Consider the following 16,684-nt stretch of genomic DNA (forward strand, 5'->3'; position numbering starts at 1 on the left):
AGTCGTCGGGCCATCACAGCAAGAGCGGGCGTACGGCGGCGTCTGCGAACGTGCCCTGTTGACCGGGCCGCTGCGCACGCCGGGAGATGCTCGCGGGCCGCCGGACAGGCGAGTCTCGTCACTGACCGCAACCGTGACGGTGTAGGGAGATCCGCCGTGCCTGAAGTGACCCAGAACCCCGACGGGACCACGACGTTCAGCATCAACTCCGAGGAGCTTCGGGTCTGGCGCGACCGGCTGGTCGACCGCGCGCCGGAGCTCAAGCGGGTGCTGACCGTCGCCGCCTCCCCGCAGGCGCGCGCCACGCTGGCGTTCCTCAAGTCAGCCCTGGCCTGAGCACGATGAGCAGCACAGACCTGCAGCCGGCGGCGCCCGCGCCGGCGCCGGCGCGCAACCCGGCGGTGTACGGCATCCGCGGCTGGGCGGCGCTCGCGCTGACCACCGTGCACGTGGCCATGTTCTCGGGCCTGCTGGGCACCCGGGCGTTCGGGGAGCACCGCCCGCCGAGCAACGCGATCGGCGGGTTCCTGGTCAGCGGGATGCCCTCGTTCATCGGCGTGTTCTTCGTGCTGCCGGCGCTGTACCTGTACCTGCCGGTGGCACGGTCGATCGTGGCCGGTACGCCGCGCCCGGCGCAGGGCCCGGTGCTGGTGCGCCGGCTGGTGCGGCTGCTGCCGGCGTACTGGCTGATGTACGCGGTGGTGCTGGTGGCGTTGAACCGGCAGGACGTGCACGGGTGGTGGGACGTGCTGCGCCCGGTGCTGTTGCTGCAGATCTACTCGCCCACGCCGTTCGCGCCGCACTTCATCAACGGCATGGAGGTCAGCTGGACCGTGCCGAGCATGGTGCAGTGGTATCTGGTGCTGCCGCTGATCGCGTGGGCGGTGCGCCCGTACGCCTCCCGTGGCGCCACTGCGGCGGCGCGGGCCCGGCGGTTGCTGCTGCCGGTGCCCATCCTGATCGCGGTCGGGGTGGCGTGGCTGGCGGTGGTGAAGCTCAACGGCTGGGACAACCGGATGGTGTTCTGGTGGCCGCAGGGTTTCGCCCCGACCATCGGCATCGGGATGGGGCTGGCGGTGCTGCTGGCGCTGGCCCGGGTCTCGCCCGCGGACACCCCGCGGCTGCTGCGGATCGCCGCGGCGCACCCGGGGTGGTGCTGGCTGGCGGCGGGCGTGGTGTACCTCGTCAACTGCGCGCGCCCGTTCAGCGTGATCGGCATGGACGCCATCTACTCGGTGAGCGGGTTGCTGGTGACGTACGCGATGGTGGCGATGTTCGGTTTCTTCGCCTCGCTGCCGCTGGTGGCGCCGGGCGCCCGCGAGACTCGTTTCACCCGGGTGGCGCTGGCGAATCCGGTGATGGCGCATCTCGGGAAGGTGTCGTACGGGGTGTACCTGTGGCACTTCGCGGTGATGCACTTCGTGCTGCAGCCGGGCAATGTGCTCACCGGCGCGGCCCGCCCGATCCGCGAACTGTACGGCCTCAGCGGTTTCTGGCGTCTCGAGCTGGCCACGGTCGCCGGGGCGGTGCTGCTGGCGACGCTGAGCCACCGCCTTCTCGAGGAACCCTTGGCCCGCCGGGTCGACCGGATGCTGAGAACACGCGCCACCGGCCGAAAGCCGGAGGAGCGCCGGCGTGACACCGTACGGGCGAATCTCGTCGATCTGGAGAACCATCCTGGGCGGCGGCTGGTCGACGAGCGTGCCCCGGCAGGTGACCTGGCGCGCCTGTGGACCCTGTTCCACGCCTACTCCACCGCGGTGGACACCGCGGCGCCGACGGTGGTGCTGACCGGGTCGCCGCCCCCGCTGGAGCGGCGGCACATCACCGATGACGGGCGCGAGGAGCTGAGCATCAGCGACGCCCTGGCACGGATGGACGAGTTGTTCCGGCGCACCGCCGACGCGTTCGCCGCGGCCGCCGACGACCACGCCCGCGACGATGAGGAGGACACGGCATCATGACAGCGACCACGTTCCGCGGTAGACCGGTCGTGCTGCGGGGACCCCGCCTACGCGCCGGCGATCCCGCCCCGGATTGCACCGTGCTGGCCGACGACTTCACGCCCGTGCGCCTGCTGTCGGCGGCGACCGGGATCCGGATCATCTCGTCGGTGCCGTCGCTGGACACCGACGTGTGCGACCAGCAGACCCGGCGCTTCCACGAGGAGGCGACCCGGCTGACCGGGGTGAGCGTGCTGACCGTGTCGGTGGACCTGCCGTTCGCGCAGCGGCGCTGGTGCGCGACGTCCGGCCTCGACGGCGTGCGGACCCTGTCGGACCATCGTGAGCTGGCGTTCGGCCAGGCGTACGGCGTGGCGGTGGCCGAGCTGCGGGTGCTGGCACGGGCGGTGTTCGTGCTCGGCCCCGATGATGTGATCCGGTACGCGCAGTATGTCGGCGAGATCGGCGAGCACCCCGGTTACGACGAGGTGCTGGCCGCAGTCAGCCGGATCTAGCCCGCACGCAGGGAGATGCCGCGGCACGGTCGTCCCGGACACGATGGGGCGACCGTGCAGGCGCAGATCCCGGAGGTGGCGGCATGCAGCCGTTTCGTGTCCAGATTCCCGATGACGATCTCGACGATCTGCGGCGGCGGTTGCGCGGCGCCCGCTGGCCCGAGCCGGTGCCCGGCGCCGCTGAAGGGCTCGGCATCCGCGCCGATCAGCTGCGGGAGCTGGCGGACTACTGGCGCGACGGCTACGACTGGCGCGCGGCGGAGGCGGAACTCAACTCCTACCCGCAGTTCCGTACCGAGATCGACGGGCTGCCGGTGCATTTCCTGCACGTGCGCGCCGCGGATCCCGCCGCGCCCGCCCTCATCCTCACGCACGGCTGGCCCGGCTCGATCGTGGAGTATCTCGACCTGATCGGCCCGCTGACCGATCCGGCGGCGCACGGCGGCGACCCGGCCGACGCGTTCCACGTGGTGGTGCCGTCGCTGCCGGGTTTCGGGTTCTCCAGCCCCCTCCCCGGCACGGGGTGGGGTGTGGCGCGCACCGCCGCGGCCTGGGCGGAGCTGATGCGCCGGCTGGGCCATGACCGCTACCTGGCCCAGGGAACCGACTTCGGTGCGTGGGTGAGTACCGCGCTGGGGGCGGTCGACCGCGAGCACGTGCTCGGGGTACACATCAACTTCCTCATCACGGCCCCGCCGGCCGACCCCGCGCAGCTGGACGGGCTCACACCCGACGAGATGCGGCGGCTTCAACGGCTGGGCCGGTTCGTCGACGACGGCTCGGGTTACATGAGGCTGCAGGCGACCCGGCCGGTGACGGCGGCGTACGCGCTGAGCGACTCGCCGCTGGGTCAGCTGGCGTGGATCGCGGAGAAGTTCGGTGAGTGGACCGACTGGTCGAAGACACCCGCGGATGCGGTCGACCGCGACCGGCTGTTGACCAACGTGTCGCTGTACTGGTTCACCCGCACGGCCGCCTCGTCGGCGATGTTGTACGCCGAGAGCGCGCCGATGCTGCCGGTGAGCCGTGAGCCGGTCGTCCCGCCGCCGATCGATGTGCCGACGGCCGTGTCGGTGTTCCCCGCCGACCCGTCGCAACCCCTGCGGCGCTGGGCGCAGCAGGCGTTGCCGGGCATCGTGCAGTGGACCGAGCACGAGCGCGGCGGCCACTTCCCCGCCCTCGAACAGCCGGCGCTGCTGGCCGAGGATCTACGCCGTTTCGCCCGTGCGTTGAGCGCTCACTGAAACAGCGGCGTCCCCGGCCGAGCCGACCGGGGACGCCGCTTTCGGGGAGAAGCTCAGATGTACGGCGAGTTCGGCTCCAGCCCGCACAGCACCCGGCCGTACAGCTCGAAGTTGGTCGACGGAACCATCAGGGCGTGCAGGTTGACGGCGTACACGTCCCGCACGACGCGCTGCATGAGGTTCGACAGGTTCAGCGAGGAGCCGCCGCTGGCCAGGGCGAGCAGGTCGACAGCCTCCTTGCCGAGCCGGCAGATCGCCCCCATGTCGGCGCGGCAGCGGGCCCGCTCCTCCAGCGTCCACCCGTCGCCGCCGCGGCCCTCGTCGACCAGGGCGGTGACCCGGGAGGCGTGGAACTGCGCCTCGTCGATCTTGAGGGTGGCGTCGGCGAGCTGCAGGTGGGTGATCGAGGCGTCGGCCTGCCGCTCGTACGCGGTGTAGGCGATCTTCCGGGTGGGCAGGCGATCCAGGAAGGTTTCCCGGGCGGCCTGGGCGAGCCCGATGACCGTGCCCATCGACGAGGCGTTGGCGACGCCGAGCAGCGGGCTGCGGTACATCGCCAGCTCCGTGTTCGCCGCCGACGCGCTCCGGCCGGCCAGCACGGCGGGTAGCGGCACGATGCGTTCCCGCGGGACGAACACGTCGCGGGCCACGGTGGTGACGCTGCCGGAGCCGCGCAACCCGGCGGTGTCCCAGTCGTCGGCGAGTTCCAGGTCGCCGATGGGCACCAGGGCGACGACGGGCCACTGGCCGGCGCCGTCCGGGGTGGGGGCCATCGCGATGACCTCCTGCCAGTGGCTGTGCAGCGCGCCGCTGATGAACCCCCACCGGCCGTTGAGTTTCAGGCCGCCGGGCACGGGGGTGCCGGTCGCGGTGGGGCTCAGCGTCCCGCACACCCGCACGTCGGGGGTGGCGTACACCTCCTGCTGCACCTCGTCGGGGAACATGCCGACCATCCAGCCGGGGATGGTCCACACCGACGCGGTCCAGGCCACGGCGCCGTCGCCGCGGCCGAGCTGGGTGAGGACGTCGTGCAGGGTGGCGGTGTCGGCCTCGTATCCGCCGAAGCGGGCCGGGACGCGCAGCCGGAACACGCCGGCGTCGGCCAGTGCTTCGATCGTCTCGTCGTGCAGGCGGCGGTGCTGCTCGCTCCAGCGGGCGTGGGTGCGCAGCAGCGGCACCAGGTCGGCGGCGCGCCGGACCAGGTCCGCGCGCGATAACACGGTCGTGCTGGTCACATCGTCCTCCAGCGGGTCTTCAGTGGACGGCCGCGACGGCTTCGACGGGCAGCGGCGTGCGGCCCGCGATGAGGTCGGCGGCCTTCTCGGCGATGGCGATGACCGGGGCGTTCGGGTTGCCGCGGATCATGGTGGGCAGCACCGACGCGTCGACCACGCGCAGTCCGTCGATGCCGTACACGCGCAGCTGGTCGTCGACGACGGCGCCCATGGCACAGGTGCCGCCGGGGTGGTAGATGGAGTGCGCGTACTGGCGGACGTAGGCGCGCAGGTCGTCGTCGGAGTCCGAGGCCGGGGGCGCGTGACGGCCCTCGGTGAAGGTGGCCAGCGCCTTCTGCCCGGCGATGCGCAGCGCGATGCGGGTGGCGTGGACCGCGTCGTCGAGGTCACGCTCGTCGGTGAAGTAGTTGTGCACGATCCTGGGTTTGGCGGTGGGGTCGGGCAGCGCGAGGCTCACGCTGCCGCGGCTGCGCGGCGCGATCATCGAAGGCCCGAACGACAGCGCGTGGTGGGTGGGGGTGCCGAGGCCGCTGTCGGCGAACATCACCGGTGCGGCCAGAAACTCCACGTCGGGATCGGAGAGCTCCTCGGAGGTACGCACGAAGCCCCCGGCCTGCGGTCCGTTCGCGGTCATCGGGCCGCGGCCGTGCCGGGTGAATTCCGCCAGGTCCTCCGGGGTGCCCGCGGCGATCAGGCTGATCGGCTGCGCATGGGTGTAGACCAGTGGGATCAGCGCGTGGTCCTGCAGGTTCTGCCCCACCTCGGGCAGGTCGGCGAGCACGGGCACACCGAACCCGCTCAGCAGCGGCGCCGGGCCGACGCCGGAGAGCATGAGCAGCTGCGGCGAGTTGTACGCGCCGGCGGCCACGATGACCTCGCGCTCGGCGTGCAGGGTGAGCGTCTCGTCGAGGCGGGTGCCGGTGACGCCGACCGCCCGCCCGTTCTCGATGAGCACCCGGTGCACGCGCACGTGGGTGAGCACGGTGAGGTTGGGCCGGTCGGCGGCGGGGTGCAGGAACGCGGTGGCGGTGCTGGCGCGCCGGCCGTCGCGCTGGGTGAGCTGGAAGAAGCCGAAGCCGTCCTGGGTCGGGCCGTTGAAGTCGTCGTTGAAGCCGTACCCGGCTTGGCCGGCGGCTTCGACGAAGGCGGTGGACATGGGATTGCGGGTGCGCGGGTCGGACACCGCGAGCGGGCCGCCGGTGCCGTGGTACGCCGATGCGCCGCGCTCGTTGTCCTCCGAGCGTTTGAAGTAGGGCAGCATCTCGTCGAAGCTCCAGCCGGGCTGCTGCCAGCCGTCGAAGTCGTTGCGCGCACCCCGGATGTAGATCATGGTGTTGGTGGAACTGGTGCCGCCGAGGACCCGGCCGCGGGGCAGGTAGACGCGGCGGCGGTCGAGGGCGGGTTCCTCGTGGGTGTCGTAGTCCCAGTCGAGCTCGGTGCGGAACAGTTGCCCGAAGGCGACCGGGACGTGGATGTTGTCGGCGGTGTCGGCGGGGCCGGCTTCGACGAGGCAGACGCGGACGCCGGGGTCCTCGGACAGCCGGGCGGCGAGCACGCAGCCCGCCGAGCCGGCGCCGACGATGATGTAGTCGTACACGCGAGGTCTCCTTGGATCGTCAGCCGTGGACCGGGCTGCTCTGGTGCGAGACCAGGGCCGGGGTACCGCCGCGGCGGGTGATCACCCAGGTGGCGCGGATCTGATCGGCGGGGGCGACCGCCCGCTCGCCGGGGCGGACGATGCCGCCCTCGGTGATGACCATGGCCACCTCGGGGGTGAGGAAGCTGACGTGCACCGGGCCGCCGAGCACGCGGGCGCCCTTGAGGCCGCCGGCGAAGCCCCGGGCCATGTGGTCACGGATCTGCTCGCGCGAGGTGAGCTGGGTGTCCTGCAGCAGCAGGCTGCCGTCGTCGGTGAACACGTCGGCGAACGCGTCGGCGTCGTTGGCGGCCCAGGCGGCCTGGATGCGCATGGCGACCGTGAGCGCCGCCTTCTCGTCGGGGGCGGTGAAGCCGCGGTAGTAGCCGGTGTCCTCGGCGACTCCGGCCGCGGTCAGCAGCGCGGTGGCGTCACCCCAGCTGGTGGACGTCATGGCGGTCTCCTTCCGGGTCATCCGGTGACGGGGCTGCTCTGCCAGGACGCGACGCGCCAGTCGCCGTCCCGTTTGACCACGACCCACATGGTGCGCAGCGCCGCGCCCGGCTCGGGTTCGTCGCGCCCGGCGGGCACGATCGCGCCCTCGCCCACCGCGAGGGCGACGGTGCCGGACAGCTCGGTGATGTCGCGGATGTCCTCGACCAGGCGCGAGCCGCGGTAGTCGCCGGCGAACGCTTCGGTGAGATAGTCGCGGATCTCGTCGCGGCTGGTCAGTTGCCGGTCGCCGAGCAGCATGCTGCCGTTGTCGACGAACATCGCGGCCAGCGCCTCGGCGTCGCCGGTGTCCCAGGCGGCGCGCACGCGCAGCGGAGCGGTGAGCACGGCGCCGGCGCGCCCGTTGGCGTGCTCGCCGTAGTAGGTGGCCCATTTCTTGGCGCTCGAAACCAGAGCGGCGGCGTCACTCACGGCCGTTTCCCTTTCTGCCTTTGATTCGGTACGGGCACAGGTCACCAGCGCAACGTGGCGCCGGCGCCACGCGGGCTGTTCTGGTAGCCGGCGAGCTGCCACTGGCCCTCCCGGCGCACGCAGACCCAGGTGGAGCGGACCGCAAGCTCGGGTTCGATCTCGGTCTGCCCGGGGGCGAGGATGCCGCCGTGGGTGCGGATCAGGGCGACGTCGTCGGCGACGAAGCGAAGGTCGACGGGGCTGCCGGTGACGCCGGTGCCCTTGAACGGCCCGGCGTAGGCGGCGGCCATGAACGAGCGGATCTCGTCGCGGCCCTTCTTGTAGACGTCGCCGGGCAGGATCATCGTGGCGTCCTCGGTGAAGACCTGCGCGACCCCGTCGGCGTCGTTGCGGGCCCACGCCTGCACGAGCCGGAGCGGTACGGACAGCACGGCTTTCTCGCGGTCGCTGGTGAACGGCCCGTAGTAGGCGTCGAGGCCTTTGCCCTCGGCGACGACGGGCGCGGGGGTGGTGGACATGTGCGGCTCCTTCACAGGGGTTGCGGTCAGGCCGGGGTGCCGAGTGCTTCGGTGATGTGATCGGTGAGCGCGGCGATGTGCGGCCGGCTCCAGAGGATGTTGGGTGGCAGGTCGAGACCGAAGGTGCGTTGCAGCCGGACCCGCAGCGCAACGGTCATCACGGAGTCGACGCCGAGCTCGACCAGGGGCCGGCGTACGTCAACGTCGCCCGCGGCCAGGTTGAGTTCGGCGGCGACCTGCTCGCCGACGGCGATGGCGACGCGCTCGCGCAGCTCGTCCGGTGTCAGCGCGGTCCAGTCGACGGCCTGCGGTCCGTTGTCCGGCGTGGACTCGTTGCGGGTGGCGTCCAGCTCGCGCAACATCGGCACCCGGGCTCCGGGGGTCGGCAGCACCCGCAGCACCGCCTGATAGGGGCTGGCGTAGCGGTCCGCGAACGCCCAGCAGCGCAGCGCCTCGGGTACCGACACGGCGTCCAGGCCGCGCGCGTTGGCCTCCAGCATGGTCATGGTGATGGACTCGGACATGCCGACGCCGCGCCACGCGGTCCAGCCGATGCTGCGGGTGCCCGTGTCGCCGGCGGCGTGCCGGTGCCGGGCGAGCGCGTCGAGGAACGAGTTCGCGGCGGCATAGGTGGCCTGGCCGGTGAGCCGGGCGAACTGCCCGCACGAGGAGAACAGCACGAAGAAGTCGAGCGTGCCGGGCGGGAACAACTCGTGCAGCACCATCGCACCGCGGGCCTTCGGGTCGAGCACGTCGCGCAGCTGGTCGCGATCGGTCTTGTCGACCATGGCGTCGCGGACCACCCCGGCGGCGTGCACGACCCCGCGGATCGGGGGCATGCCGTGCACGGCCGGGTCCAGCGCGCGGGCCACCGCGGACGCGTCGGTGATGTCGACGGCGACCGTGCGCACGGTCACGCCGAGCGCCTCGAGTTCGAGCAGGCCGTCGATCTGGCGGCGCACCCGCGGCTCGGTGACCTGGTCCCAGGCGGCCCGCGGGGGCAGGCTGCGCCGCCCGGCGAGCAGGATGCGCCGGGCGCCACGGTCGGCCAGCCAGCGGGCGACGAGCAGGCCGAGTGCGCCGAGCCCGCCGGTGATCAGGTAGGTGTCGGCGGGGCGGCACTGCAGCCCGGCGGACTCGGCGGGCCGGTCGATGCGGGCGAGCCGGGGTACGGCGGCGCCGTCCGCGGACAGGGCGATGACGTCCTCCTGCCCGGCGGCGCCGGCGAGCACTGCCGCCAGCGTGGTGCCGTCGAGGGTGTCGCCGTCGAGGTCGGTCAGGCCGCCCCAGATCTCGGGGTGCTCCCCGGCGATGATCCGGGCGGCCCCCCACAGCGGTGCGTGCGCCAGCGCGGCCGGGTCGGCAGCCTCGCGTACGCCGCGGGTGAGGCACCACAGCCGAGCCGGCGCGGCGGCGTCACCGGCCTGCTGGCGTTCGCTGAGGCATTGCGCGGCACGGATCAGCGTCCAGGCGGCCTCCTCCCCCGCGTCGGCCGGATCGCTCGCGCCGACCGGGCCGGCCGGGCCGGCGGTGGGGGCGACCACGACCAGCAGCGGGGTGCCGGCCGGCAGGGTGGTCAGTTCGTCGGGGGTGGTGAGACGGTGGCAGGGCAGGCCGGTGGCGGCGAGCCGGGCGGCGGTCGCGTCGTCGCCGAGCAGGGCGATCTCGGTGCCCTCGGGGTGGCCGCCGGCGGTCAGCTCCAGGGGCCGCCAGGTGATCTCGTGCACCAGGTCGTGGGGCGGGGCGGCAGCGGTGTGCTCGTGTTCGATGGCGGAGAACGTGAGGCCCCGCACGAGCCCGACGATGTCGCCGTGCTCGTCGCCGATGAGCACGTCCACGGTGTCGTGCGGGGACCTGGGCGAGCGCACCGAGTGCACGGTGATGCGGGCCGGTGGTTCGCCGCGGAACGCCACGGCGTCGATGTGCGAGGACATCCACTGGTGCTCGGAGTACTCCGGGGTGACCAGCACGGCGCTGATGGTCAGGGCGCCGTCGATGACGTGCGCCCAGCTGGCCGCATGCTGGGCGGGCGGCGCCACGATGGTGAGGTCGGCGAACTGCTCCTGGTCGTTGCGCAGCAGCTCGTTGACATCCCAGGGGAACGCGTACCCGCCGACGCCCATGCGGCGGAACATCGCGTCGACGCGCTGCCAGTCCCACTCCTGCGGGCAGCGCCCGCGGATCGCGCTCAGGTCCAGTTCGCCGGGTTCGACCTCGGTGACCCGGTCGATGGTGGCGGTGGAATGGGTGATCCACTCGTCGGGGTCACCGCTCGCGTCGTCGTCGTGCACGACGCGGGTGGACAGGCGGGCGGTGTTCTCGGCGAGCACGGTCTGCACGATGCGCGGCGGGGTGACGGCGAGCGGGGTACGCAGCACCACGTCGGACAGCGCGGGCAGCCGCCCGTCGTCGCCGGCCGCGGCGTGCACGAAGCTGTTGATCAGCACGGCGGCCGGGGTGATCTCGACGCCCACGACCTCGTGGTCCAGCGGGTACGGCCGGCACGACATGTCGAGGTAGGTCTGCCACACCTGCCGGGGCGGGGCGCCGCTGACCGTGGTGCGGCCACCGAGCAGGGTGTGCTGCCGGGGATCGTGGCCGCCGCCGGTGCCCGCGTCGGGCCCGCCCGCACCGAAGATCCAGTACGGGCGGTGCTGCCACGCCGCGGTGGGCAGGTCGGCGAGCTCGCCGCCGGGCTGACCGGCGAGATGCGCGCCGGCGCAGTACAGGGCGGCGCGGGCGGCCAGCAGGGTGCTCACCTCGTCGCGGTCGCGGCGCAGTGATCCGGTGACCACGGTGTCGTCGATGCCGAGCCCGGTGAGCGTCTCGGTGATGGAGTGCGTCACCACGGGATGGCTGGAGACCTCCAGGAAGATCCGGTGGCCGTCCTCGGCGGCGGCGCGCACGGCGGCGGCGAAGCGTACCGGGGCGCGCAGGTTGGTGGCCCAGTAGCGGCCGTCGCGAGGCGCCGGGTCGCGGGGGTCGTCCAGCGCGGTGCTGTAGAGCGTGCTGCGGGCGGGCCGAGGATGCAGGGCGTCGGCGGCCTCGGTCACCGCGGGCACGGCCGGATCAGCGTGCGGGCTGTGGAACGCGATGTCGGTGTCGACGCTCCAGACGGGCACCTGAGGGCTGCGCCACCGCTCGGCGAGCGCGGTCACCGCGTCACGGTCGCCGGACACGACGGTCGAGCGGGGGCCGGCGGCGATGGCGGCGACCACGTCGACGCGGCCGGCGAGCCGGTCACTCACCTCGTCGAAGGGCAGCCCGACCAGAACCATCGCGCCGTGCCCGGCGAGCGGGGCGAGGGCCTTGGCGCGGCGGCAGGCGAAGCGGGCGGCCTCGACCGGGTCGAGCACGCCGGCGCACACCGCGGCGGCGATCTCCCCTACCGAGTGGCCGATGACGGCTGCCGGCCGGCAGCCGTGCTCGCGCCACACCGCGATCAGCCCGATCTGGACCGCGACGGTGAGGGCTTGCACTTCGACGCTGGTCCAGGGTCCGCCGGCGGTGAGCGCGGCGCGCGGGGTCCAGCCCAGTTCGTCGTCGAACACAGCGTCGAGCGCGTCGATCGCGGCGCCGAACGCCGGTGCGTCGCGCAGCAGGTCGCGGCCCATGCCCGGCCATTGCGCGCCGTGCCCGGAGAAGACCCAGACGACGCCGTTCCCGGCGCCGGGCAGGGCGCGTCCGGCGGTGACCCCGGCGACTGTCTCCCCCGCCGCGAAGGCGCGCATCTTCTCGGCGGCTTCGGCGGTGCCGGCGGCCACGACGGCGGCGCGTTGCGGCAGGTGCGAGCGGCGCTCGGTGAGAGTGTGCGCCACCGCCGCGGGCGCGGCGTCGGGGTGCTCGGTGAGCCAGTCGGCGGTGCGGGCGGCGAGCGCGCGCAGCCCGGGCTCCGACATCGCCGACAGCGGATAGGTGCGCACGGCGGCGTCCGTGTCCGGCGCTGTGTGGGCGGTGGGGGCGGGTGCTTCTTCGAGGATGACGTGGGAGATCGAGCCGCCGACGCCGTAGCTGGACACCCCGGCGCGGCGGGGATGCCCGCCGGTGTCCCAGGCCGTCAGCTCGCCAACCAGCCGCAGGCCTGAGGCGGCCCAGTCGAATTCCGGGTTCGGCTCGGTGTGCAGGCTCGGCGGCAGCTGGCCGTGCTGCAGCGCCAGGACCGTCTTGATGACCCCGGCGATGCCCGAGCCCGCCTCGACGTGGCCGATGTTCGGCTTGAGCGAGCCGATCAGGCACGGGTCCCCGGGAGCGCGCCCGGCGCCGAACACCCCGGCGAGCGCCTGGGCCTCCTCGCGGTCACCCACGGGGGTGCCGGTGCCGTGCGCCTCGACGTAGTCCACGGTCGCCGGGTCGATGCCGGCCCGCTGGTACGTCTGCGCCAGCATGTGGATCTGAGCGTCGCCGCGAGGGGCCATCATGCCGTCGGAGCGGCCGTCCTGGAAGGCGCCGGAGCCACGGATCAGGGCCAGGACCCGGTCGCCGTCGCGGCGGGCGTCGGCAAGCCGCTTGAGCACGAGCACCCCGGCGCCCTCACCGCGGCCGTAGCCGTCGGCGGTCCTGTCGAAGGCCTTGCTGCGCCCGTCGGGGGCGGTCGCGCCGGCCGCATCGAGCGCGACCATCAGCGCGGGGGTGGCCATGATGTTGACGCCGCCGACCAGCGCGACCGGGGTCTCGCCGGTGCACAGGCTCCGGCAGGCCAGGTGCAACGCGGTCAGCGAGCCGGCACAGGCGGTGTCGACGGCCATGCTGGCTCCGCGCAGGTCCAGGAAGTAGGAGATGCGGTTGGCGATGCCGTAGTAGGTGGTGCCGTTGACCGCCCACGCGCCGGTGCGGGTGAGGTCTTCGAGCAGGCGGCGGCCGTAGTCGTTGGAGTTCGCGGCGACGTACACGCCGGCGTCGGTGCCGCGCAGCGACAGCGGGGGCAGCCCCGCGTGGTGCAGCGCCTCCCACGCGAGTTCCAGCATGATCCGCTGCTGCGGGTCCAGGAAGTCGGCTTCGCGCGGGGAGATGCCGAAGAAATCAGCGTCGAAGCCCTCGATGTCGTCGAGGAAAGCGCCTTTGCGGGTGGTGCTGCGCAAAATGGCGGTGGCCTGCGGATTGCTCGCGGCGTAGGGATCCCATCGTTTGGCGGGCATGTCGGCGACGGCGGTACGCCCGCCGGCGAGAAAGGCCCAGAATTTCTCCAGGGAGTCGAGATCGGGGGCGAACCGGCAACTCATTCCGATGATGGCCACGGCATCCGGGAATTCCCCATCCTGGCTCACGTTCCGGCTCCTCTCAGGGCACAAGCCGACCCGAAATGGTTCCCGGCCGGTCACGGTGTGCGGGGCTTGCGGCGCACCGACTGCGAAACATCGTGCGCCGCCGGCAACCGGCCGGGCATCTCCGTGAGTGCGCAGCAGCACGAGGCTGTCCAGCAATTCCGGAGACGCATTTTCGCGGTGCCTTTCCTAACGTTTGCGGTGACCCGCAGCAGAGAGGGAGACAGCACATGTCCGTGACTGCGTCGAGGGCCGGGCGGCCGGAGGTGGTGCCGTGGCCCGACGAGCTGGCGGAGCGTTATGTGGCCCGCGGTTACTGGGAACAACGGCCGCTGGGCGCCTATCTGGACGACGCGGCGGCCGGCCGCCCGGGGACGATCTGTCTCGTCGACGGCGACGTGTCATTGACCTTCGCCGAGCTGGTGTCGCGGGTGGACGGCGCGGCCCAACGGTTACACGGTCTCGGTCTGCGCGCCGGTGACCGGGTCATCGTGCAGCTGCCGAACTGCTGGGAGTTCGTGGTCATCGCGCTGGCCTGTTTCCGCAGTGGGGTGGTGCCGGTGATGGCGCTGCCCGCGCACCGGCGGCAGGAGCTGACCGCGATTGCCCGGCTCACCGAGGCGCGGGCGCTGCTGGTGGCGGGCACGGTCCGCGGTTTCGACCACGAGCAGCTGGCGCACGAGGTCGCCGCCGCGGTGCCCGGCCTGCGGCACGTCGCGGTGACCGGACGCCGGAACCGGCCGGACAGCCTCGACCTGGTGGCGCTGTGCGCGCCGGCCGGCGACACCAGCGCTCGCGCCGCGGCCCCGGATCCCGGTGACGTGGCGTTGTTCCTGCTGTCCGGCGGTACCACCGGGCGACCCAAGCTCATCCCGCGCACGCACAACGACTACGCGTACATGATGCGCACGGCCGCGCGGATCTGCGGCGCCGGGCCGGACACGGTGTATCTGGCGGTGCTGCCGCTCGCGCACGGCTATCCGATGGCCGGGCCGGGCATCCTGGGCACGCTGGTCAGCGGCGGGCGCATCGTGATCCTGGCCTCGCCCGCACCGCAGCGGGCGCTGGCCGCGATCGCCGAGCACCGGGTCACGATGACCTCGCTCGTGCCGGCTGCCGTCATCCGCTGGCTGGACCACCTGGCCGGCTCCCCCGCCGCCGACCTGGATTCGCTGGACCTGGTGCAGGTGGCCGGGTCGCGGCTGCCCGACGAGGTGGCCGCCCGGGTCACGCCCGCGCTGGGCGCCCGGCTGCAGCAGGTGTACGGAATGGCCGAGGGTTTGCTGTGCATGACCAGGCCCGGCGATCCCGACGCGGTGGTGCACCACACGCAGGGCCGGCCGATCTGTCCCGACGACGAGCTGCTGCTGGTCGACGAGGACGGGACGCCGGTGCCGATCGGGGAACCCGGGATTCTGCTGACCCGAGGGCCGTACACGCCGCTCGGTTACTACCGCGAGCCGGAGCTGACCGCGGCGGCGTACCCGCCCGGCGGCTGGTATCGCACCGGGGACGTGGTGCGGCTGCGCGCCGACGGCAACCTGGTGATCGAGGGCCGCGACAAGGATCTCATCAACCGCGGCGGCGAGAAGATCGCCGCGGAGGAGGTGGAGAACTTCGCCCACCAGCTGGCCACGGTGAGCCAGGCCGCCGCGGTGGCGATGCCGGATCCTGAGCTCGGCGAAGCCGTCTGCCTGTACGTCGTGCCGCGCGCGGGCAGCACGGTCACGTTGGCGCAGGTGCGCGACGTCATGCGCGAGGCCGGGGTGGCGGCGTTCAAGCTGCCCGAGCGGCTAGAGCTGGTGGACAGCCTCCCGGTCACCGCCATCGGCAAGGTCGACAAGAAGGCGCTGCGGGCCGACATCGCGCGGCGCCGGCACCCCTGAACCCCCGAGGAGAACGATGTTCACCGATGTGGACCCGGCGGATCTGGAGCCGCAGGATTTCGCCGCGCTGCTCCGGCGCACCCCTGCCGCGGAGCTGAAGGCGGCGATGGCGGGTGCGCACCGCCGTACCGTGCTGAACGGCATTTTCGCCCGGATGCCCGGACTGCTGCGCCAAGACCGAGCGGGCACCCTGTCCGCGGTCATCCACTGGTGCGTGACCGGGCGTCCCGACGGCGGCGCCGACACCTACGAACTGGTCATCGCCGATGGTGTGTGCACGCTGTCGGACCGGCCCCGCCACGAACCGCGGCTGACGCTGACCCTGGGCGCGATGGAGCTGCTCGGCTTGGTCGCGGGCCGCTCCAGTCCGGTGTCCATGCTGGTGCTCGGCCGGCTCAAAGCGCGCGGGGACATGGCGCTGACCGTCCGCGTACCCGCGCTGTTCGAAATCCCCGCGCCCTGACCCGGGCCGGGCTGAAACGAAGGAGAACAGGTGCGCATCCTGGTAACGGGTGGGGCGGGTTTCATCGGATCGCATTTCGTGCGCGCGACCCTGCGCGGGCAGCTGCCCGGATCGGCCGGCAGTCAGGTCACCGTGCTGGACAAGCTGACGTACTCGGGCAACCTGGCCAATCTCGCGCCGGTCGCCGGGGTGGACGGTTACCGGTTCGTGCACGGTGACACCTGCGATCCGGAGGTGGTCGACCGGGCGGTCGCGGGCCAGGACGTCGTCGTGCATTTCGCCGCGGAGACGCACGTGGACCGCTCGCTGGTCGCGGCGGACCAGTTCGTCCGGACCAACGTCCTCGGCACCCAGACCCTGCTGGAGGCGGCGCTGCGGCACAGGGTACGCCGGTTCGTGCACGTGTCCACGGACGAGGTGTACGGCTCCATCGAGCACGGTTCGTGGACCGAGCAGACCCCGCTGTCGCCCAACGTGCCGTACGCGGCGGCCAAGGCCGGCTCCGATGTGCTGGCGCTGGCGTATCACCGCTCGTTCGGGCTGGACGTGTGTGTGACGCGGTGCACCAACAACTACGGGCCGTACCAGTTTCCGGAGAAGGTGATCCCGCTGTTCGTCACCAATCTGCTCGACGCCCGGCGGGTTCCACTGTACGGCGACGGGCGCAACCGCCGCGACTGGCTGCACGTGGCCGATCACTGCCGGGGCATCCAACTCGTGCTGCAGGACGGCCGGGCCGGCGAGGTGTACCACATCGGCGGCGGCACGGAGCTGAGCAACATCGAGCTGACCGGGCGGCTGCTCGAGGCGTGCGGCGCCGGCTGGGACGCCGTGGATCGGGTGCCGGACCGGCAGGGACACGACCGGCGCTACTCGCTGGACACCACCAAGATCACCCGCGAGCTGGGGTACCGGCCGCAGATCGACTTCACCGAGGGGCTGGCCGCCACCGTCGCCTGGTACCGGGAGAACCGGGCGTGGTGGGAGCCCCTGCGTGAGCGGGCCACGGCCCGGCAACGACGCCCCGAACCCACCTTCCACTGAGGCACACAAAGGAGA

General features: G+C 72.7%; 13 protein-coding genes. 7 read left to right on the top strand and 6 right to left on the bottom strand.

The window, feature by feature from the left end; genetic code table 11:
- Positions 1-156 precede the first annotated feature (156 nt).
- The 4 genes from ACTEI_RS37365 (at position 157) to ACTEI_RS25480 (ending at position 3,702) form a co-directional block, all read left to right on the top strand.
- Positions 157-336 carry a hypothetical protein gene (locus ACTEI_RS37365; RefSeq protein WP_145830935.1) on the top strand — a complete coding sequence of 60 codons (180 nt, stop codon included), beginning with the start codon at positions 157-159 and terminating at the stop codon, positions 334-336.
- Between the two features lie 5 nt (positions 337-341).
- Positions 342-1,964, top strand: a complete 1,623-nt coding sequence (locus ACTEI_RS25470; RefSeq protein ID WP_122979971.1) for an acyltransferase family protein — start codon at positions 342-344, stop codon at positions 1,962-1,964.
- Positions 1,961-2,458: a thiol peroxidase gene (gene tpx, locus ACTEI_RS25475; RefSeq protein WP_122979972.1), complete on the top strand. Its 498-nt coding sequence runs from the start codon at positions 1,961-1,963 to the stop codon at positions 2,456-2,458. The genes ACTEI_RS25470 and tpx overlap by 4 nt, the downstream gene beginning before the upstream one ends.
- An 83-nt stretch (positions 2,459-2,541) precedes the next feature.
- Positions 2,542-3,702 carry an epoxide hydrolase family protein gene (locus ACTEI_RS25480; protein WP_122979973.1) on the top strand — a complete coding sequence of 387 codons (1,161 nt, stop codon included), beginning with the start codon at positions 2,542-2,544 and terminating at the stop codon, positions 3,700-3,702.
- A 53-nt stretch (positions 3,703-3,755) separates the two neighbouring features.
- On the opposite strand, the gene ACTEI_RS25485 is transcribed toward ACTEI_RS25480, so the two are convergent.
- From ACTEI_RS25485 to ACTEI_RS25510, 6 genes are read right to left on the bottom strand one after another with little or no spacing between them, the layout of a single operon-like run.
- On the bottom strand, positions 3,756-4,937 hold the full coding sequence (locus ACTEI_RS25485) for an acyl-CoA dehydrogenase family protein (RefSeq protein ID WP_122979974.1): 1,182 nt from the start codon (positions 4,935-4,937) through the stop codon (positions 3,756-3,758).
- A gap of 19 nt (positions 4,938-4,956) precedes the next feature.
- Entirely contained in the window at positions 4,957-6,534 is a 1,578-nt protein-coding gene (locus ACTEI_RS25490; protein WP_122979975.1) for a GMC family oxidoreductase, read from the bottom strand.
- A 19-nt stretch (positions 6,535-6,553) separates the two neighbouring features.
- Positions 6,554-7,027, bottom strand: coding sequence for an SgcJ/EcaC family oxidoreductase (locus ACTEI_RS25495; protein WP_122982408.1), 474 nt, complete (start codon positions 7,025-7,027; stop codon positions 6,554-6,556).
- A gap of 17 nt (positions 7,028-7,044) precedes the next feature.
- A complete protein-coding gene (locus ACTEI_RS25500; RefSeq protein WP_122979976.1) occupies positions 7,045-7,497 on the bottom strand; it encodes an SgcJ/EcaC family oxidoreductase in 453 nt (150 codons plus the stop codon).
- Positions 7,498-7,538: 41 nt separating this feature from the next.
- Complete coding sequence (locus ACTEI_RS25505) at positions 7,539-8,015, bottom strand: SgcJ/EcaC family oxidoreductase (protein ID WP_122982409.1); 477 nt, start codon at positions 8,013-8,015, stop codon at positions 7,539-7,541.
- 26 nt (positions 8,016-8,041) lie between these two features.
- Positions 8,042-13,279 (bottom strand): type I polyketide synthase, encoded by a 5,238-nt coding sequence (locus ACTEI_RS25510; protein WP_122979977.1) that lies wholly within the window; start codon positions 13,277-13,279, stop codon positions 8,042-8,044.
- A 227-nt stretch (positions 13,280-13,506) separates the two neighbouring features.
- Here ACTEI_RS25510 and ACTEI_RS25515 point away from each other — a divergent pair, with 227 nt between their 5' ends.
- From ACTEI_RS25515 to rfbB, 3 genes are read left to right on the top strand one after another with little or no spacing between them, the layout of a single operon-like run.
- Positions 13,507-15,162, top strand: coding sequence for a (2,3-dihydroxybenzoyl)adenylate synthase (locus ACTEI_RS25515; RefSeq protein ID WP_122979978.1), 1,656 nt, complete (start codon positions 13,507-13,509; stop codon positions 15,160-15,162).
- A 28-nt stretch (positions 15,163-15,190) separates the two neighbouring features.
- Positions 15,191-15,625 carry an SCP2 sterol-binding domain-containing protein gene (locus ACTEI_RS25520; RefSeq protein WP_244940647.1) on the top strand — a complete coding sequence of 145 codons (435 nt, stop codon included), beginning with the start codon at positions 15,191-15,193 and terminating at the stop codon, positions 15,623-15,625.
- Positions 15,626-15,655: 30 nt separating this feature from the next.
- The gene (gene rfbB / locus ACTEI_RS25525) at positions 15,656-16,669 is read left to right on the top strand and encodes a dTDP-glucose 4,6-dehydratase (protein ID WP_122979980.1); all 1,014 of its coding nucleotides are present in this window, start codon (positions 15,656-15,658) and stop codon (positions 16,667-16,669) included.
- The last annotated feature ends 15 nt before the right edge of the window (positions 16,670-16,684 follow it).

This window comes from Actinoplanes teichomyceticus ATCC 31121 (genome assembly GCF_003711105.1).
Lineage (GTDB): Bacteria > Actinomycetota > Actinomycetes > Mycobacteriales > Micromonosporaceae > Actinoplanes > Actinoplanes teichomyceticus.